Origin of the sequence: Paenibacillus sp. FSL R5-0912 (assembly GCF_000758605.1) — a bacterium.
GTDB lineage: Bacteria > Bacillota > Bacilli > Paenibacillales > Paenibacillaceae > Paenibacillus_AQ.
This window is the reverse complement of the sequence record NZ_CP009282.1, coordinates 6,146,505-6,165,806: the sequence shown is the minus strand read 5'-3', so window position 1 is coordinate 6,165,806 and position 19,302 is coordinate 6,146,505. Positions and strand designations below refer to the sequence as shown.

14 protein-coding genes and 1 pseudogene are annotated in these 19,302 nt (G+C 52.6%); 14 read left to right on the top strand and 1 reads right to left on the bottom strand.

Going from position 1 to position 19,302, the window contains the following annotated elements; translation table 11 throughout:
* The first annotated feature begins 101 nt into the window (after positions 1 to 101).
* From hemB to ypfJ, 6 genes and pseudogenes are all read left to right on the top strand, one after another.
* Entirely contained in the window at positions 102 to 1,100 is a 999-nt protein-coding gene (gene hemB, locus R50912_RS26020; protein ID WP_042238890.1) for a porphobilinogen synthase, read from the top strand.
* A 45-nt stretch (positions 1,101 to 1,145) separates the two neighbouring features.
* Positions 1,146 to 2,447 carry a glutamate-1-semialdehyde 2,1-aminomutase gene (gene hemL / locus R50912_RS26015; RefSeq protein WP_042238888.1) on the top strand — a complete coding sequence of 434 codons (1,302 nt, stop codon included), beginning with the start codon at positions 1,146 to 1,148 and terminating at the stop codon, positions 2,445 to 2,447.
* A gap of 86 nt (positions 2,448 to 2,533) precedes the next feature.
* Positions 2,534 to 3,295: pseudogene (locus R50912_RS26010) on the top strand (RluA family pseudouridine synthase); the annotation flags it as partial.
* A gap of 770 nt (positions 3,296 to 4,065) precedes the next feature.
* Positions 4,066 to 4,503, top strand: coding sequence for a hypothetical protein (locus R50912_RS26005; protein ID WP_042238885.1), 438 nt, complete (start codon positions 4,066 to 4,068; stop codon positions 4,501 to 4,503).
* Between the two features lie 195 nt (positions 4,504 to 4,698).
* Positions 4,699 to 5,253, top strand: coding sequence for a hypothetical protein (locus R50912_RS26000; RefSeq protein WP_042238882.1), 555 nt, complete (start codon positions 4,699 to 4,701; stop codon positions 5,251 to 5,253).
* Between the two features lie 172 nt (positions 5,254 to 5,425).
* On the top strand, positions 5,426 to 6,283 hold the full coding sequence (gene ypfJ, locus R50912_RS25995) for a KPN_02809 family neutral zinc metallopeptidase (protein WP_042238879.1): 858 nt from the start codon (positions 5,426 to 5,428) through the stop codon (positions 6,281 to 6,283).
* Positions 6,284 to 6,470: 187 nt separating this feature from the next.
* Here ypfJ and R50912_RS25990 read toward each other — a convergent pair whose 3' ends face one another.
* The gene (locus R50912_RS25990) at positions 6,471 to 7,712 is read right to left on the bottom strand and encodes a GGDEF domain-containing protein (protein ID WP_042238877.1); all 1,242 of its coding nucleotides are present in this window, start codon (positions 7,710 to 7,712) and stop codon (positions 6,471 to 6,473) included.
* Positions 7,713 to 7,909: 197 nt separating this feature from the next.
* On the opposite strand from R50912_RS25990, the gene R50912_RS25985 reads away from it, so the two are divergent.
* The 8 genes from R50912_RS25985 (at position 7,910) to R50912_RS33580 (ending at position 19,164) form a co-directional block, all read left to right on the top strand.
* Positions 7,910 to 8,350: a glycosyltransferase gene (locus R50912_RS25985; protein WP_042238876.1), complete on the top strand. Its 441-nt coding sequence runs from the start codon at positions 7,910 to 7,912 to the stop codon at positions 8,348 to 8,350.
* The gene (locus R50912_RS25980; protein WP_197072984.1) at positions 8,283 to 8,708 is read left to right on the top strand and encodes a glycosyltransferase; all 426 of its coding nucleotides are present in this window, start codon (positions 8,283 to 8,285) and stop codon (positions 8,706 to 8,708) included. Before R50912_RS25985 ends, R50912_RS25980 begins: the two co-directional genes overlap by 68 nt.
* A 138-nt stretch (positions 8,709 to 8,846) precedes the next feature.
* A complete protein-coding gene (locus R50912_RS25975) occupies positions 8,847 to 10,247 on the top strand; it encodes a LysM peptidoglycan-binding domain-containing protein (protein ID WP_042238871.1) in 1,401 nt (466 codons plus the stop codon).
* Between the two features lie 906 nt (positions 10,248 to 11,153).
* Positions 11,154 to 13,790: a valine--tRNA ligase gene (locus R50912_RS25970; RefSeq protein ID WP_042243305.1), complete on the top strand. Its 2,637-nt coding sequence runs from the start codon at positions 11,154 to 11,156 to the stop codon at positions 13,788 to 13,790.
* A 5-nt stretch (positions 13,791 to 13,795) separates the two neighbouring features.
* Positions 13,796 to 15,172 carry a bifunctional folylpolyglutamate synthase/dihydrofolate synthase gene (locus tag R50912_RS25965; RefSeq protein ID WP_042238870.1) on the top strand — a complete coding sequence of 459 codons (1,377 nt, stop codon included), beginning with the start codon at positions 13,796 to 13,798 and terminating at the stop codon, positions 15,170 to 15,172.
* Positions 15,173 to 15,179: 7 nt separating this feature from the next.
* Positions 15,180 to 16,556, top strand: a complete 1,377-nt coding sequence (murC, locus tag R50912_RS25960) for a UDP-N-acetylmuramate--L-alanine ligase (protein ID WP_042238869.1) — start codon at positions 15,180 to 15,182, stop codon at positions 16,554 to 16,556.
* Between the two features lie 204 nt (positions 16,557 to 16,760).
* A complete protein-coding gene (locus tag R50912_RS25955; RefSeq protein WP_042238867.1) occupies positions 16,761 to 17,918 on the top strand; it encodes a GGDEF domain-containing protein in 1,158 nt (385 codons plus the stop codon).
* Positions 17,919 to 17,976: 58 nt separating this feature from the next.
* Positions 17,977 to 19,164, top strand: a complete 1,188-nt coding sequence (locus R50912_RS33580; protein WP_052416698.1) for a GGDEF domain-containing protein — start codon at positions 17,977 to 17,979, stop codon at positions 19,162 to 19,164.
* Positions 19,165 to 19,302: the final 138 nt, after the last annotated feature.

Sequence of the window (19,302 nt, the reverse complement as noted above, 5' to 3'; positions counted from 1 at the left end):
TGAACACTGCATTTCAACGCTGCATTTTGTGACTTCATATTCGAATAATGCTTGAGACAGATAGATGTGTTTAAATACTTACTGTACAGGAGGAAACAGCAATGAGCTTTCCAATGACTAGACACCGCCGCTTGCGCGGTACAGCCGGAATCCGCGGAATGGTACGGGAGACCGTCCTGAACGTGCTGGACTTTATCCAGCCGATATTTGTAACCTACGGTACCGGTGTGAAGAATGAGATCGGCTCCATGCCCGGCGTGTACCACTTCTCGCTGGATACCCTGAAGGCGGAAGTGGATGAGATTGCCTCCCTGGGAATTCCGGCCGTATTGCTGTTCGGCATTCCCGAAACGAAGGACGCCATCGGCTCCTCCGGTTTCGCTGAGGATGGCATTGTGCAGGAGGCTACCCGGCTGATTAAGCAGTGGTACCCCGAGCTGCTGGTTGTCGCCGACACCTGTCTGTGTGAATTCACCGACCACGGCCACTGCGGTATGGTACATACCCATACAGTTGACGGCGTAGTACATGGCGATGTGATCAACGATGCTTCGCTGGAGCTGCTGACCCGCACGGCGGTATCCCAGGCCCGGGCCGGTGCGGATATTATCGCGCCTTCCAATATGATGGACGGGTTCGTGCAGGCGATCCGCAGCGGCCTTGACGAGAATGGATTTGAGCATGTGCCGATTATGTCCTATTCGGTAAAATACGCATCCGCCTTCTACGGCCCCTTCCGGGAAGCAGCGGATTCTGCGCCGCAGTTCGGTAACCGCAAGACATACCAGATGGACCCGGCCAATCTGCGGGAAGCGATCCGTGAGGCCGATTCAGATGTGCTGGAAGGCGCTGATATGCTGATGGTTAAGCCGGCGCTGGCTTATCTGGATGTCATCCGGACGATCCGCGACCAGTTCGATCTGCCGCTGGTGGCGTACAACGTGAGTGGTGAATATTCAATGGTAAAAGCGGCCGCACAGCAGGGCTGGATCGATGAGCAGGCAGTTGTCCTGGAAATGCTGACCGGCATGAAGCGCGCCGGAGCAGATATTATTATTACGTATTTCGCCAAGGATGCAGCGCGCTGGCTGCGCGGCTAGACTATATTCAGCTGTATAAATTCAGCAGAGCAGGAGTGAAGAAGTATGGGCAATGTGCCGCTTACACGCAGGGAAGAGGCTTCCCGCATAGCTTTTGAAGAAGCAAAACAGTATATCCCGGGAGGAGTGAACAGCCCGGTCCGGGCATTCAAATCCGTAGGATTGACCCCGGTTTATGTAGACAGAGGCGAAGGCTCACGCATCTACGATATCGACGGCAACAGCTTCATCGACTACGTCTGCTCGTGGGGACCGCTGATTATGGGCCATGCCCATCCGGAAGTGGTGAAGGCGCTGCAGGAGACTGCGGTTAAAGGGACAAGCTTCGGCGCACCCACACTGCTGGAGACGGAAATGGCCAAAACCGTGGTGGAACGTGTAGCATCGGTGGACATTGTGCGCATGGTGAACTCGGGAACGGAAGCTACGATGAGCGCCATCAGGCTGGCCCGCGGATATACAGGACGCAGCAAAATCCTCAAGTTCGAGGGCTCCTACCACGGCCACGCCGACAGCCTGCTGATCAAAGCCGGTTCCGGGGTAGCTACTTTGGGTCTGCCGGATAGCCCCGGTGTGCCGGAGGGCGTAGCCATTAACACCATTACGGTGCCATACAATGATCTGGAAGGGGTCAAAATCGCGTTCGAACGTTACGGCAATGAGATTGCCGCTGTGATTGTTGAGCCGATTGCCGGGAATATGGGTGTAGTGCCTCCGCTTCCGGGCTTTCTGGAGGGTCTGCGCAAGGTGACGACGGGGTACGGCGCGCTGCTGATTTTTGATGAAGTAATGACCGGTTTCCGGGTGGACCGCGGCTGTGCGCAAGGGCTCTTCGGGCTGGACCCTGATCTGACCTGCTTCGGCAAGGTTATCGGCGGCGGTCTCCCGGTAGGTGCTTATGGCGGTAAAAGAGAGATTATGGAGCAAATCGCCCCCTCTGGTCCGATCTACCAGGCAGGCACACTCAGCGGGAATCCGCTGGCCATGGCGGCGGGTTACAGCACGCTGAAGCTGCTGACACCTGAAGTGTATACCCGTCTGGAGGTGCTGGGTGCACGTCTGGAAGCCGGCCTTAAGCGTAACGCGCAGGAAACTGGCATCCCTCTCACCATTAACCGTGTGGGCTCTATGGTCTGCCCGTTCTTCACTGAAGGACCGGTGGTCAACTTCGAGACGGCCAAGACCAGCAACCTGGATCTGTTCAAGCGTTATTTCGGCAAAATGCTTGATCAGGGCATCAGCGTTCCCCCATCCCAGTTTGAAGGCATGTTCGTATCCGCTGTGCACAGCGAGCAGGATATTGATGATACGATTGAGGGCCATTATAATGCCCTGAAGTCGCTATGACAGGCGGGCCGGAGGAGTTGTCCGGCACAAATATCCCTGGTGGAGCGGCTGCAGATACAGGGAATACTGGCGCGGTCATCAGGAACATCACCGGCGGCGGCAAATGGATCCGGCGCGGAGAGTGGCTTCAAGTCATGCCAGGCCGGGTGATTACGGCTGCGGCCGACAGGCAGGCAGCCATTGACGCCTGGCTGCTCGGCACGGCCGGGATGCCGGAGAAGCTGCATGCGCGGCTGCGCCGCGAAGGCGGCATCCAGTGGAAGGGCGACCGGCTGATGCTATCCCTGTTCCCTTACCGGGAAGCGGGTATTGAGCCGGTATGGCAGGAGCTTGTAGTACTGTACGAAGATGACTTCTGCCTCGTGGTCCATAAACCGGCGGGCATGGCGGTTCATCCGGATGGCAGCGGAGCAGGCGTAACGCTGGATCATATCGTCGCAGCACATTATGCCGCTTCCGGTGGAGGGGTAGCCGTCCGCCATATTCACCGGCTGGATAAGGATACAACAGGACCTGTGCTCTATGCGAAGAACGAATACGCCCAGCTTGTACTGGACGAGGATATGCGCGACAAAACCGTATCCCGCCTTTACGCGGCGATTGTGGAAGGCAGTGTGCCGCCTGAGCTTACCGTGATTGATGCCCCGATCGGCCGTGATCGCCATCATGCGGCGCGCCGGCGGGTCTCGCCGGGAGGACAGGCGGCGGTCACGCGAATCATAGGGCGGGAAGCGCTGCCTGGCGGAACTGTGCTGAAGGTGCAGCTGGAGACGGGGCGCACGCACCAGATCCGTGTCCACCTCAGTCATGCGGGCCATCCGCTGTACGGGGATGACCTCTACGGCGGACCCGGCTGGCATACGGCCAGTGTCCGTGCGGGTGGCAGCAAGAACGATAAGCTGCCGCTGCGTACAGAGCCGGGTAAGGTGAAGTCGGCCATTACAGCCTGGTTCGAAGAGCAGGAGAAGGCGGGCATTACACCGGGACTGTTGGAGCCAGGTAAGCTGGCTGGTCCGGGCAGGCCGGAGGTTAAGCTTAAGGCTAAGGCGAAGCCGGAAGGTGCAGACCGGCAGGCGCTGCATGGCGAGAAGCTTATTTTTGCTCACCCCTGGACCCGGAGCAGGGTCGAAGTATCTGATCCGTGGCCGGAGGATATGCGGAAGCTTCGCGTGCAATTAGGCGGGGAGCCGCTGAACTAGTATAATGCCTAAGGTACGCAGTATGGCTTAATTGTACTTTGTACAACTAAATCGTCTGATTAGCAACTGGTTACCCTTTTTGTTGTATTTCGTGCAATTAAACTGCCGGTTATAGAAGGTTTCCGAGTTTCCATTTGAAATGGAATTTCATATAGCAGCTAATCTCCATCCGCGAAGCTATGTAAATTAAGCAAAGCAGCGATTCTCTCATAGGAGGGGCGCTGCTTTTTTTTGCTTTCTGCAGAACAGTTTGATAGAAGCGACAGAGATTGGCTGAATAAGGCCAACGCTGCTATTTCTTTTCAAGCTCTTGCTGTTCTGTTACCCAGGCCTATCCGGCTGTAAATATTCTTGCGGAGCGCAGGGCGGCTGATACATTTCCGCGATGCAGTTCGTCTTACTGTAAAGGAGATGAGTTTATGAGAAGCAATCGCAGAGTAGTCCTGGCAACAGCACTGGGTACAGCGGTTATTGCCGCCGTATTTATAATGGCCGCACAGGTGAACAGCAAATACGGCATTTTGAGTATGGCTGCCCAGTTCCAGAGCTTCAGGGTGACAGTAAACAATGAGTCCGATTTTGATCTGAGCATCCTTGAGACTGGTGTGGTTACGGGCGCAGCTGCCGGCGCTTCCACAGATGAACTCGGGAAAACGCTCAGCAGCGGAAAAACAATCAAAATTAGACCCCGGCTTAGCTTAAGCGGTGAAGGGGGCATTTATCTGAAATATACAGATCCCAGAGCGCCGGATGTCCTTCAGACCATAGGGGTATGCTCCTACACCGAATCTTTATCCGGATATTCCAAGGTTACGATAACAAATAATAAAGTGACTGTGAAAGAGAATTGCAGCTGACATTGTTGCTGATTTGATGGAGGGGAATTTGTCTTTTATTGCGTTTCACCTCCATTTATCCCTTCATTTCCCTGTTAAAAATACATATCCCAATTATTTGCAGTTAACTAGTAACATTTGTAATAGACGTGTATCCAATATATTGATAAATATAGTATGTAAGCGTATCTCATAACATTAACTGGGGGAATATTTGTGAAAAAAGTAACAAAACTAATGCTCGTAGCTGGCATCTCTTTGGCACTTGTAGGGGTAGGCAACAGCGGCGCCCTGAACAGTGTAACATCTGCAGCGAGCGCACCACTTAAGGTAGGCCGGGTGGAAGCGGCTGCCCATGGTACCAAATGCTTCACAGTAGCTGTTGCTGTAGTACAGAACGGCGTAATCGTTGCAGCTTCGCTGGATGATTATCAATTCCTGGGTACAGATGTAGCAACTGGCGTTCCTAACTCGGATAAAGAATTTGGTCTGAACGGCTACAAAGACCCTAACGTGGTTCTGGCTTCCAAGAAAGCTAACACTAAATACTACAGCGAGCATATGGCTGAAGCCGCAGGCTCCACAGTTTCTTATGACAAGAACCTGGCTGCCGTTGAGAAATTCGCTACAGGCAAAACTATCAAGTCTCTTGAAATGACTCTTACACACAAGACCGCTGAGCAAGTAGTTGATGCTGTAAGCGGTGCTACTCTGGTGGATACCCAAGGTTACCTGAAAGCCATTTTGGAAGCTGCTAAAGCTGCGAAATAGGCTGCCTTTTTAATAATCCGATTAGAAGACTTCTTCACGGCTGCGGCTGCGGAGGGGTCTTTTTTTTCAAGCAATTTATACCCCGGCGAGTGGGACCCCTGCGTTTATGGGTATAACAGTATTAAGATGAAATACATCCTGTAAACCGGAATTCATAACTGGGGGTTGGGCCATGAAATGGCAGGGCAGAAGAGGCAGCTCGAATGTAGAAGACCGCAGAGGAAGCAGAGGCGGAGGCGGCAAGCTGATTGGCGGCGGAATTAGCGGGATTATTATTGTGGTGATTGTTACGCTGCTGAGCGGCGGGAATATCGGTGACATTATGGGCAATCTGACTTCCACAGGCTCCAGTACCAGCTCTAATGTTCCTTACGAGCAGACCGCACAGGAGAAGGAGTTGTCGGAATTTGTCTCCGTAGTATTGGCCGATACCGAGGATGTCTGGTCTGAGGTCTTCCAGGAGCAGGGAAAAACGTACCAGGATCCTACGCTGGTACTCTATAGCGGCAGTGTGGACTCTGCCTGCGGAACCGCCAGTTCGGCAGTCGGGCCGTTCTATTGCCCCGGGGACGCCAAGCTGTATATCGATCTCAGCTTCTACGACGAGCTGCAGCAGCAATTCAATGCGCCGGGCGATTTCGCCATGGCTTATGTAATTGCCCATGAGGTGGGTCATCATGTGCAGACACTGCTGGGGGCTTCCGAGCAGCTAAATTCGCTGCGCCAGAGCCTGAGCGAGACCGAATTTAACAAATATCAGGTCCGATTTGAGCTGCAGGCCGATTATTATGCCGGGGTATGGGCGAAGCATGCCCAAGGAATGAACCTGCTGGAGGAAGGGGATCTGGAGGAAGCCTTAACCGCGGCGAGCGCGGTGGGTGACGACACGATCCAGAAGCGGGCACAAGGCTATGTGGTGCCCGACAGCTTCACTCACGGTACCTCCGAGCAGCGCAAACGCTGGTTCTACAAAGGGTTCAACTCCGGCACTATTGAAGGCGGAGATACCTTTAATGCCACTGAGCTGTAGAGGCAAGCGGTATCCGTCCCGATGTTGGTTTATACTGGCGAAGACAGGCCCTTTATCCTCTCAAAAGCTTTAAATGTCAATAAAGCAGCGATTCTCTTATTATTGGAGGATCGCTGCTTTGCGTTTTTGTTCTTTTGTTGCAATGCACAGCGCTCCCGTACCTGATCTTCACCGTTCTAAAGTCCGGCTACGGACGAAGGTCATTGCGGTACGAGAGCCGGTTCCGGCCGAGTTTTTTGGATTCAAGCAGAAGCTGGTCGGCGTAGACATACCCTTTTTCCATAGAAGTTTTTTGGCCGGGGTCTGCCTTGTAATAATATAGTCCGAACGAGGCGGAATATGGCACGCGGATCATCTGTTCCTCGAATTCTGCGGTTACGCAGTGTCCGTGAAGGCTGTCCAGGATTGCCTGAATCTGTAACTGGCATTCCTCAAAGGTTCGGTTCCTGAGAAACACAGTGAATTCTTCCCCGCCGCTGCGGAACAGGATGTCTTCCTCCTGCAGGAATTGCTTCAGTGTATCGGCAAAATCAATAATGACGCGGTCACCGACGGCGTGGTTGAAGGAGTCATTGATTTTTTTGAAACGGTCGATATCCGCCACTACAATTCCGATATATTCCCCGCTCTGGTTCAGCTCCTTCATCATCTTATCCATGTGAGCCCGGTTATAAGTTCCTGTCAGGAAGTCACGGTAAGCCATCTGCTCGAACTTGTCGCGTTCATATTTGTGCTGGGCGCTCTGCGATTTGGAATAGAAGGAGAGGCTGACGATGTAATTGAGCAGGAAGAGGGCAATCAGCATTTCCCATTTCTCCATTTGCAGCAGGCGCAGGAGCAGTGCATTGGTCAGAGCTACCTTGCTGAAATCAAGCAGGTTACGGCTCCGGAACAGCAGGTGACGGGCTTCCTTACGTGTCTTGATGTCTCCTGAGAGCGCGAAGGTTATGATCAGGAAAGTGGAGGACAGCAATGTGGTGACACAGACGACCAGGAGAAACAGGAGCCAGTATCCGAGCGGAAATCTCTCCGCAAAAGGGTGAAGCACAGTGTACAGATAATACGCGGCCGAACCGCCCAGTGTAAAGGACCCAATGTTGTAGAACGTATCCAGAAATTCGCCCGGATCGGCGGTTTTTGTCAACTTTTTATAGAAAAATACAATGAAGCGGTATACGGTTTCGAACAGAAGGGTGCCTAGCGGTCCGGCAAAAATTCCGAACGAAGAGGTATAGCTTATAGCATAATCTATCGTAGAATTCCCGCTCCGGGTCACGATGCGCAGTTGAAAGTAGAAGCTGGAGAAGATCGTATAGAGCACCAGCGCCTTGATATATGTATCGTCCAGAACTATAGCATGTTTGGGAATGAAAGCTATAGCAACGGAAGCGGCAAACAGGGAAAGGTCAAATACCCGTGCTTTAGACATGACAGAAGTTTTCCTTTCAGGATGTATACCGATTATAACCGAAAAGACGTTTTTTGATTATAAAGTTATTTTGAAATTATTATAGATTGAACCATACACCCATGTCCTATATCCGGCAGCGCTCATATAATACTTTGTTAAAGTGGAGCCGTCTGCTCTCGTGCAGAAGTGAATCTATTAGCCGGGGAGAGGAAGTTATGAGAATATTGCTGGTTACCTACTGGGGCCTTACCAATATGGGCGGGATCTGGACGTATATGAGACAGCTTGCCGATAAGCTGAGCGAACAGGGACACTCCGTTACACTCATGGGAAGCCATGTGGAGAACAACACCTTGTACTTGCTGGGGCAGAATGCTTCTTTTGATAAAAAAGCCTTCTATACCCTGCTGCTCCCGCACCTCGATATTACCTTATTCCCGCATCTGCATCTGGAGCATGGCATATTCAGCTTTGAGCTGGGGCGTTATGTATTTGAGGGTGGAGCGGCGGTTCTGGGTCTGGAGAATTACGATGTCATTCATGCCCAGGACCCCATTGCCTCCTATGCGCTGCGGCGGATTATGCGCCGTGCGGTTCCTCTCGTCTCCAGTGTGCACGGGGCACTGTCCCGGGAGGCTTATTATTCCTCCCGGTGATGCCACCCTGCTGGCCCGGCTGCTGGAGCAGCTGCTGGATAATGAGGAGCTGAGAGTACGTACCGGCTTCCAGGCAAGGGAGTGGGCGCAGCGTAGCCGTTCACTGGATGTCATGGCGGCCGGAACGCTGAATGTATACCGTAAAGCCATAAGTATGCGTGAGAGCGTACAAAGCCCGGCTGTCCGTTCAATCTTGGGAGCAGAGCCGGCGGCCGGACCGGTTCCCGGAGCCTTCCATCCAGCCGATGTGCTGAATGCGATGTATCCCGGCATTCCGCTGGCAGCGAGCATGCGGGCTAGGCTCCCGCACGATTATTCCATTCCGGACCCTCTTACAGTACTCACCGATCCGAAATAATCTCCTGTCCGCCGAAGTAGGCGGCAAAGTTTGTCATGCCTTCCTGATTGAAGCATATACATGAGTGGAGTAACATTTTGGGCTTATGCTCTGGGCTTGTCTCAGGGATAGATTATGCCAAGAAGGAGGACATTTCCCGTGTTTGACCAGTCACACGGCTTGCGGTTTGATATTTATGAACGCATTCACCTTTCGGAAGAGCTTCCGGGAATAGCTGAACTGGAGGAAGTCGAGCTGATTCCCGACATCCAGGTAATCCAGCGGGAGGACCGGGCGGAATTGCACGGGCAACTGCTGCTCACCGGACTCTACCGGGGGGAAGATGATCGTACACAGCGTCTGGAGCACGCGATTCCTGTTGAAATTACAGTCCCGCTGACCCGGGTCAGCTCACTTGAAGACATAGGGGTTGAGATCGAGAATTTCGATATTGACCTGCTTACGATGCGAACCGTCAACATAACAGGGGTGCTCTCGCTGCGCGGAATCGGAAACGCGGATACCCAGCCGGCCTGGCAGCAGGAGGAGTATACAGTAGCCTATTCCCCTGAGGCTGAAGACCACAAGGCGGAAGAGGGTAACCGCGGGCCGGAGAATGATGCGCTATATGAAAATTCGCTCTGGACCTACGGGGAAGGTGTCGCGGAGGTTTCTGTGGAGGATCAGGAATATGCGGAATCCGTGGAAGCTGCAGGTAATCCGCTATTCCTGGAAGGCTCTTTGTACACTCAGCCTTCGGCCTCAGTATCCGCCCAGTTGAAGGACAAGGAAGCCAAGGTGAGGACGCATAGCCTGGATTCCTCGCCCGCAACCGCTCTATCCGGAATAGCGGATTCCGGGGAGAATCACAGCAAATCTGCGGCTGAACCGGTCTCCAGTCACTTTCTTCCTACCCGCGAGAAGACAGAAGAGCCTGCTGCGGTGAATGATTCGTTCAAGGCAGGTACGGAGGAAGCAGGGCTCCCGGCAGGGACAACCGCCTTGAATACCGTTGATCATTGGGGTACTGCCAATCTTCATGCAGCCAATCAGGCAGAGCCGGTATTCACATCCGCAGCCAGTGACGATGCTGCGGTGCTGGCCGAGAATGAAGAAGTGCCTGAAGAGGTTCAGGCTATAGACAATGAGAGCTTCGTGTCCGAGGAATTCTTACCTCCACAGGAGGAGAAGCAGGATCTCAAGATTGCGCTGGGCAGCAAAAAAGATCCGGCAATTGCCGAACAGGAGCCATTGACCTTCTCTTCGCTGCTCAGCTCCAGCCGCGCGCGCAAAGAGCAGGAGATTCTCCATTCCGAGGAGGTGGCCTCCAAAGCGGCGGTTATTCCTGAGGCAGGGAATGATACCGAATGGAAAAGCCGGTTCATCGGCGGCCTTGGCGGTACAGAGCTGTTCCGCAAAGTTCGGCTCTGTATCGTTCAGCGGGAAGAAACACTGGATACGATTGCCGAGAAATATCAGCTTAGTACCAGAGAGCTGTCCATGTACAACCGGCTCTCCGGACAGAATGTAGAAGAAGGCCAGGTTTTGTATATTCCCTAAGATGGACCGGGGGATGCTAGCAGGAAGTTGCGGGGGGCTGTCCCACAAGCCATGTACATGGCTGTTTGGGGCAGCCTTATTTTTACATAGGGTATTATCGATGCCAAGAAAGCACATTCTCCGTTAAGCTGGAAGCCTACAACTCCTTTAGACAGTTTTTTGAACCGGGTGGTATAAACTCTGCCCTTTGTGTGTATGCTGGTTGACTAGGATTAGGACTGAATGTATTATTGAAATAAGTAATAACTAGCATAAAGACTGGGAACGGGAAGAGTAGGCGGTCAGCCCTTCAGAGAGCGGAATTGTAGTTGCTGTGAATTTCCGCAGGATGCAGCCCCCGAAGTCGCCCCGGAGTCGCCCTTCTGAGCTTGCCTCCACATTTATGGAGACCAGGTTAGGATGTGGCCGGACGCAGCCGTTATCTGCATGAGTGTCGCGCTAAGCTTCCGGACCTGTAAAAGGGCCCTGAGGCAGGGGGTTATTTTTGAAATACAAGAAAGTATAGGTTTTACATTATACATTATCCTTGTATTTCCTCTGAAACGGATACCGTCCCATGAAGGACGGCGCAGCCGTTTACACCTGATTAGCGCGAAACAAAGGTGGTACCGCGAAAGAATGGCCTTTCGTCCTTTGAGACGAAGGGTCTTTTTGTATTTAAATATAAGGATTTGTATGTTTCACTCGATCAATCATCCTTATATTTCTCGCTGAAACGGTACCGTCTGTAGTAAGGACGGCAAAGCCGTTTCCTCTTGTCAGATCGTTACAGAATACAAAAAGCTTCTCATCATTTTCTCTAATGGAGGGTTCACAATGGCTGATAACAACAATACAGCAGCAGAGCTGACGAACCAGCTGGAAGCGGCAGAAGACACCGCTACTGCGCATCACAAGCAAAGCGATATGCCGACTACCTATGATCCGGGGTCAGCGGAGAAGAAATGGTATGCTTACTGGATGGAGAACGGCTTCTTCGAAGCAGGCAAACGTCCGGATGCGCAGCCTTACAGCATTGTTATTCCTCCGCCGAATGTAACAGGAATGCTGCATATTGGTCATGCGCTGGATTTCACACTGCAGGATGTTCTGATCCGTACCAAACGGATGCAGGGCTTTGACACGCTGTGGCTGCCGGGAACGGACCATGCGGGTATCGCCACGCAGACCAAGGTAGAGCAGAAGCTGCGCCAGCAGGGCATCTCCCGCCATGATCTGGGACGCGAGAAGTTCCTGGAGCAGGTATGGGCCTGGAAGGAGCAATATGCGGAGACGATTCACGGGCAATGGGCCAAGATGGGCTTGTCGCTGGACTACTCGCGTGAACGGTTCACCCTGGATGAGGGAATGTCCAGCGGCGTCCGCCAGGTATTCATTCAGCTGTATAAGAAAGGTTTGATCTACCGCGGCAAACGCATCATTAACTGGGATCCGGCTGCACGCACGGCTCTGTCGGACATCGAGGTTGAATATAAAGAAGTGAACGGTCATCTGTATCATCTGCGCTATCCGCTTAAGGACGGCAGCGGTTACCTTACGGTAGCTACAACCCGCCCGGAAACGATGCTGGGCGATACAGCGGTTGCAGTACATCCGGAGGATGACCGTTACAAGGATCTTATCGGCAAAACGCTGATCCTGCCGATTACCTTGCGGGAAATTCCGGTTATCGCTGATGACTATGTAGATAAGGACTTCGGCAGCGGCGCGGTGAAGATTACCCCGGCACATGATCCGAACGACTTTGAGATGGGCGTGCGCCATAATCTTCCGCAGATTAATGTGATGGATGAAGGCGGAATTATGAATGCGGAAGCAGGCAAATACCAGGGACTGGACCGCAGCGACTGCCGCAAGGCGATCATTGCTGACCTGAAAGAGCAGGGCGTACTTGTATCCATTGAGGACCACGTACATCAGGTTGGACACAGCGAGCGTTCGGGAGCCGTAGTTGAGCCTTACCTGTCCACCCAGTGGTTCGTAAAGATGCAGCCGCTGGCAGAAGCGGCCATCGCAGCGCAGAAGGATGGCAGCGGTGTTAACTTCGTACCGGACCGCTTTGAGAAGACTTACCTGAACTGGATCGAGAACGTACGCGACTGGTGTATTTCCCGCCAATTGTGGTGGGGCCACCGCATCCCGGCCTGGTACTCCGAATCTACCGGTGAGATCGTTGTTGCGAATGATGAAGAAGAAGCGCGCAGAATCAGCGGTCTAACGGACCTGAAGCAGGATGAGGATGTTCTGGATACCTGGTTCAGCTCGAACCTCTGGCCGTTCGCCACGCTGGGCTGGCCTGATGAGAGCAGCAGCGACTATCAGCGTTACTATCCGAACAATGTGCTGGTTACCGGCTACGATATCATCTACTTCTGGGTAGCCCGCATGATCTTCTCGGCGCTGGAATTCACCGGGGAGAAGCCATTCTCTGATGTGCTGATGCATGGTCTCGTACGCGATGCGGAAGGACGCAAAATGTCCAAATCGCTCGGCAACGGGATCGACCCGCTGGATGTTATTGAACAGTATGGTGCGGACGCCATGCGCTACATGATTTCTACAGGCAGCACGGCCGGCCAGGATCTGCGGTTCCGGATGGAAAAGGTAGAGCAGGCGCGCAATTTTGCCAACAAGATCTGGAATGCTTCACGGTTTGCACTGATGAATCTCGAAGGTGTTTCTTTTGAGGATATCGACATTACCGGTGAGCTCAGCACGGCAGATCACTGGATTCTACACCGCCTGAACGAAACTTCCCGCGATATTACGCGTCTAATTGACTCGTACGAGTTCGGCGAGACCGGCCGGCTGCTGTACAACTTCATCTGGGATGATCTGTGCGACTGGTATATCGAATTCGCCAAGCTCTCGCTGTACGGAGCGGATGCGGCTGCCAAGGCCAAGACACAATCGGTTCTGGCCTATGTACTGGACCGCACGCTGCGCCTGATTCATCCGTTCATGCCGTTCATTACGGAAGAGATCTGGCAGCATCTGCCGCATCAGGGCGACACAATCACGCTGGCCGAATGGCCGAAGTATGAACCTGCGCTTGAGAATCCGCAGGCAGTGGCAGAGATGAATCTCCTGATGGATGTTATCCGTGCCGTTCGTAATATCCGTGCGGAAGTGAACGTGCCAATGAGCAAGAAGGTAGAACTGATTATCAAAGCCGGGGGTCAAGAAACCCTGGACATTATTTCCCGCAACGACAATTACATCGGGCGCTTCTGCAACACCTCTTCCTTCGAAGCAGGCCTTGCGCCGCAGACACCGGATAAAGTGATGTCCGCTGTGGTTGCAGGAGCCGAGCTGCTTCTGCCGTTGTCAGGACTGATCGACATTGAACAGGAAATTGCCCGTCTGGAAAAAGAAGTCCAGACACTGAACAGCGAAGTTGAACGCGTGGAGAAAAAGCTCGGCAATCAGGGCTTTGTAGCCAAGGCGCCAGCGAAAGTCATCGAAGAGGAGCGGGCGAAGCAGGCGGACTATTCGGATAGACGCGAGAAAGTGCTCGCCCGTATCGCAGAGCTGAGAGGATAAGGGATATGGAAGAGATCACCCGGAGCGGCAGTACCGCTCCCTTAAGTTCTTATACAGAAGCGGTAGACTGGATCAACAGCCTGATTCCTTTCGGTATCCGGCCAGGGCTGGAGCGGATAGAGCTTCTGATGGAGAAGCTGGGTCATCCGCACCGCAAGCTCAAGTTCATTCACGTGGCGGGGACGAACGGCAAAGGCTCTACCTGTGCATTTCTGACCCGTGTACTGATTCAGAGCGGGTACACGGTGGGGACCTTTACGTCTCCTTATATCACGAAATTCACCAACCGTTTCCAGTACAACGGGATCGATATACCTGAAGAGACTTTGCTGGAACTCGTTAATAAACTTCGTCCGCTGGTTCAGGAGATCGCAGGCGGCGAACTGGGTTCGCCGACCATGTTCGAGGTGTCGACGGCACTGGCCATTCTCTATTATGGCGAAGTCTGTTATCCGGATGTAGTCGTATGGGAGACAGGTCTTGGGGGAAGGCTGGATGTAACGAATATTGTTACTCCGGTAGTGTCTGTAATCACGAATGTCGGACATGATCATACCGATGTACTCGGGGATACACTGGAGCTGATCGCCGGTGAGAAGGCCGGAATCATTAAGCCGGGCGTTCCTGCAGTCAGCTGCGTGAGCCAGCCGGAAGCCATTGCTGTATTGAAGGCTAAAGCGGCGTCTACCCGTTCTACTCTATATTTGGCTGGAGAAGATTTCAGCTATAGTGGCGTAGAGCTCAGGGACGGCCACCAGCATTTCACCTTCGTGGGTCCATTCCGCTCGCTTGAACTGGAAATCGCTATGAAAGGCGAACATCAGCTGGAGAATGCAGCGGGAGCTATGATGGTCCTTGAGGTGCTGCGGCAGTATATGGCCTTCATGCTGGAGGACGAGGATGTGCTGGAGGGATTCCGCGGTACATTCTGGGCCGGCAGGCTGGAGGAAGTAGGCACTTCGCCCAGAATTATTCTGGACGGAGCGCATAATCCGGAAGGTGCAGAGAGCCTGGCCAAGAGTCTTCCGCAGTTTGGGCCATACGGTAAATTAAATTTGCTCATGGGGATGCTGGCAAATAAGCATCACGAGTCGTATCTCAAGCATATACTGCCTATAGTGGATACGCTCATCCTGACCGAACCGGATTTCCGGAAGAAAATGGACGCGGAAGATCTGCAGGCCATCGCAGAAAGTCTGCGGAATAAATATGCCAAGGAAAACTTGGAAATCATAGTAGAACGTAATTGGGGCCAAGCGCTGCATCTGCTGCAGACGATCACAGCGGACGATGACCTTGCGGTCGTGTCCGGAACGCTGTATTTGATTTCTGATGTACGCAGTACGCTTTTACGGCAACCCGATTCTGAAAAAGGCTGGTGACGAACTGTTGGATACTACTGAACGTGTGCATTTTATAGGGATCGGCGGCTACGGTATGAGCGCGATTGCCCGGGTGATGCTGGAGATGGGATATACAGTTACGGGTTCTGACGTAGCTGCCCAAGAGTTAACGGAGAAATTGATTGCTAAGGGTGCCAAGGTCTACATCGGACATACGGCCGAACAGGTCAAAGGCGCGGATCTGGTCGTATATTCTACGGCGCTTGCGTCGGATAACGTAGAATGGGTAGAAGCGGAGCGTCTCAAAATACCGATTCTTCACCGTTCGCAGATGCTTGCCCGCCTGCTGAATGAGCGCAAGGGTGTAGCTGTTGCGGGTGCGCACGGCAAGACGACTACCTCGTCGATGATTGCTCTGGTTATGGAAGACTGTGGAGTGGACCCTACGTATATTATTGGCGGGGAGATCATGAACGTCGGTACGAATGCCAAGGCAGGACAAGGGGAATTCGTTGTAGCCGAAGCGGATGAGAGTGATGGCTCATTCCTGCAGTATCATCCTTGGCTGGGGATTGTAACGAATATTGAAGCCGACCATTTGGAGAACTACGGCGGTGATTTCGGCCAACTGAAGAAAGCTTATGTGCAGTTTATGAACCAGCTGCGTGAGGACGGAACGGCTATTGTGTGTGCGGATGATGAGAATGTGAAATCTCTGCTGCCTCAAGTAAAAGGTACGGTTATCACCTACGGAATTCATTCGGAGACTGCAGATTACACGGCGACCGACATCGTTCTGGGCGACCGCCAGGTGTCGTACACGATGAATCGCGGTACAGAGGTTTTGGGCCGTATTGAGCTTTCTATTCCGGGGCAGTACAATCTGTATAATTCAATGGCGGCGGTAATTTCCTGTCTGAAATCCGGCATTGCCTTTGAAGCGATCGCTGCAGCAATCGTGAAATTCCACGGTGCCAAGCGGCGCTTCCAGGTGCTGGGAGAGATCAACGAGATTCTCGTCATTGATGATTATGCGCATCATCCAACGGAGATTCAGGCTACCATTAGTGCTGCCAAGGCTACAGGCAAACGGATTATCGCCGTGTTCCAGCCGCAGCGCTACACGCGTACCTTCTTCCTGCTGGATGCGTTCAGCCGTGCGTTCAGCGAAGCGGATGAAGTGATTATTACCGATATCTACTCGCCTGCCGGAGAGAAACAGATCGAGGGAGTCACCTCTGCGAAGCTGGTAGAGCTGATTGTGCAGAACAGCAACGCCGGTGCACGGCATCTGCCGACGAAGGAAGCTGTGCTGGCTGACCTGCAGAACCGCATTGCTCCCGGTGATCTGGTGATTACAATGGGTGCGGGTGATATCTGGAAGGTCGGGTATGCTCTGGCGGATGATCTGAAGAATCGTTAATAGGATAGGTAGGTATTTTAACAGAAACGGTTTCCGTTCCTTGAATAAGGACAGCGAAGCCGTTTCTTCTTTTTATGTCTGGAGGCATCTGGCCCGTCTGGAAAATTAGAAGTGAAAATTAACCGCCATTTTGCCGATATAGCTTGTGAATGATATGTTCCTCCATAAAAGAGAAGGTATTCCCGTATATTTGGTGGTGTACTCATGAGCTTTCAGCTTGATATTAATACACTGTTGTACTTGTTCATCTTGGGAAACTTGTTTTCCGGTCTGCTGATTACCTTTTACCGCTACCATTTCGCCAAGGATACCGCCTCGGTCCTGTTTATTACTGCAAAGTGGCTTCAGGTCGTGTTCTGGGGCTCTATTCTGCTATGGGATTATATTCCCCATTGGATCGTCATACCTGTGAGCAATGCACTCATTCTGGCTGGAGGAGGTCTGGAAATTTCGGCCCTGCTGATGATGATGGGGATGATGGACCGTAAGGCGAAGCTCTATTATTGGGGGCTGGTTGTGGGCAGTGTTCTGAGCTTTTCTATCGTCGCGCTATTCTTCAACCATGCGAACCTGAGGGTGGCCACGACCTCGCTATGGGTAATGCTGTTTGTGATCTACCCTGGTTACCGTTTGACAGCGGGTAAAGAACGTTCTCCGCTCCAGCGAATAATGGGAAGCGTATTTTATACCATTGCTGCCGTGATGCTGTTGCGGTCCTTTGTCGCGCTGATTCTGGAGCCGGAGATGGGACCGCTGACAGGTAATCCGGCACAGTACTTGTATTACCTGGGGATGTTTTTGATGCTGATCGTGGGAATTGCAGCGTTCATCCTGCTCTCCAATGAGCATTCTTATGAGAAGCTGAAGCGCATAGCCGCTTATGACAGCCTTACCGGAATCCTTGGCCGCAGGGCTTTCCTGATAGAAGCTGAGCTGAAGCTGGCAATGGCAGCAAGAAAGCGTGAATACTGCTCAATGCTGCTGCTGGATCTGGACCATTTCAAAATAGTGAATGATACATATGGACATGACAAGGGCGATGTAGTACTCCAGGATTTCGCGCTTACCATTGAGAGCCAGCTGGGAATCGGTGACTTGTTCGGCCGGGTTGGCGGCGAAGAATTTGCCATTATGCTCTATGGGCAGGATGTGGAGAACAGCAGCCGCAAGGCGGAAGAACTGCGCCAAGCCGTCAAGGCAGCTTCGGGAGACAGTCTTGCCGGCGGGTATACCGTAAGCATCGGAATGATTACAATACTTCCTGAACAGCAGACCGCCTTGAATACTCTGTACAAGCTTAGTGACAGAGCCCTGTATCAGGCGAAGCAGGACGGACGGGACCGTGTGGTCAGAGCCGGGTAAAAGAATGGGATTATACACATCATACATATGACATCGATGAGCATGGGGGTGCGACGCTATGGTTGCCAGTTTGGATTTCAAGACACTGCTGGCGTGTCTCTTTTTTGGTAATTTCTTTACGGTTATGCTTACTCTGGCTTACCGGTCGCATTCTCCGAAAGATGGTACATCCCTGCTGTTCCTGACCGCCAAAATTCTGCAGCTGGTGATTATGATCCTTCTGTTGTTAAGGGAATATCGTGTATTTATGACTGTGCTCCCCTGCATTCTTCTCTTGAATCTGGCCGGAGGAACCGCAGAAATCTTCGCGCTGCTCAAGATGCTGGAGGACTATTCCGAACGGATAAAACGGATTTATTATACACTAACCGGATGTGCCGCGCTTGGTCTGCTTCTACAGTATCTGCTGTCTCCGGACGAGCCGCGGCTAATTGCGTCTGCCTCGCTTGCTGGGGCACTGCTGCTGAGTTATCCTGCGTATATACTATGCTGGAAAATGAAAAAAACACCGCTTCAGGAAATTATGGGCCTGCTATACGGAATTGTTATTCTCTCGATGCTCTGCTATGCAAGCAGACTGGTATATCTTCCGCCTGAGGGCTCACCCGTTGGTGAGTGGATTCAAGTCTTTTTCTATATTGGAATATACCTGCTGATGTTTCTCGGAACTGCCGGCTTCATGCTGCTCTCCAGGGAGCAGTCCTATGCGGAACTGGAGCGTGCAGCCACATACGATGAACTCACCGGCATCCTTAACCGCAGAGCATTCGTGCTGCGTGTCCGGCCTCTGATTGCTGCGGCTGCCAAGGAGATGGCGCCCTTCTCTTTCCTGCTGCTGGATGTGGACCATTTCAAACAGGTGAATGATACTTATGGCCATGATACAGGCGACAAGGTGCTGCGCGACTTTGCCCGCAGAATTGAGCGTCAGCTCGGCAACGGGGACCTGTTCGGACGGTTCGGCGGCGAAGAATTCGCTGTGCTGCTGCACCGGTCGGATGAGGAAGCCAGTGAGGAGGTGGCTGAGCGGCTGCGCCGGTCCGTGCTGGACGCCACCATTGATGGCATAACACTCTCTTATACCGTGAGCATCGGTCTGATTACGATTGTCTCGGGCGAGCGCGTCCCGCTCAATACTTTGTACAAGCTGAGCGATACCGCCCTGTACCAGGCGAAGCAGCGCGGACGCAATTGTGTGGTCCGTAGCCATGGCTATGCAGCGAGGGAGTTTGAAGCACATTCCTGAATGTGCAAGGGTTTCACGGGTTCAACCCGCTATTACAACATTTTTGATTAGTTGTCATCTAAAATGCGTTTTATATAGAACAACATATCTAAGCAGCGCAGCGCTTCTCCTGTTATTGGAGCAGCGCTGTTTTGCGTC

Excerpts from the sequence above, each read along its gene's own strand:
- R50912_RS25955 (WP_042238867.1), top strand. The coding sequence starts at position 16,761 with ATGAGCTTTCAGCTTGATATTAATACACTGTTGTACTTGTTCATCTTG.
- hemB (WP_042238890.1), top strand. The coding sequence starts at position 102 with ATGAGCTTTCCAATGACTAGACACCGCCGCTTGCGCGGTACAGCCGGA.
- ypfJ (WP_042238879.1), top strand. The coding sequence starts at position 5,426 with ATGAAATGGCAGGGCAGAAGAGGCAGCTCGAATGTAGAAGACCGCAGA.
- R50912_RS25990 (WP_042238877.1), bottom strand. The coding sequence starts at position 7,712 with ATGTCTAAAGCACGGGTATTTGACCTTTCCCTGTTTGCCGCTTCCGTT.
- R50912_RS26005 (WP_042238885.1), top strand. The coding sequence starts at position 4,066 with ATGAGAAGCAATCGCAGAGTAGTCCTGGCAACAGCACTGGGTACAGCG.
- hemL (WP_042238888.1), top strand. The coding sequence starts at position 1,146 with ATGGGCAATGTGCCGCTTACACGCAGGGAAGAGGCTTCCCGCATAGCT.
- R50912_RS25985 (WP_042238876.1), top strand. The coding sequence starts at position 7,910 with ATGAGAATATTGCTGGTTACCTACTGGGGCCTTACCAATATGGGCGGG.
- R50912_RS25970 (WP_042243305.1), top strand. The coding sequence starts at position 11,154 with ATGCCGACTACCTATGATCCGGGGTCAGCGGAGAAGAAATGGTATGCT.
- R50912_RS25965 (WP_042238870.1), top strand. The coding sequence starts at position 13,796 with ATGGAAGAGATCACCCGGAGCGGCAGTACCGCTCCCTTAAGTTCTTAT.
- R50912_RS33580 (WP_052416698.1), top strand. The coding sequence starts at position 17,977 with ATGGTTGCCAGTTTGGATTTCAAGACACTGCTGGCGTGTCTCTTTTTT.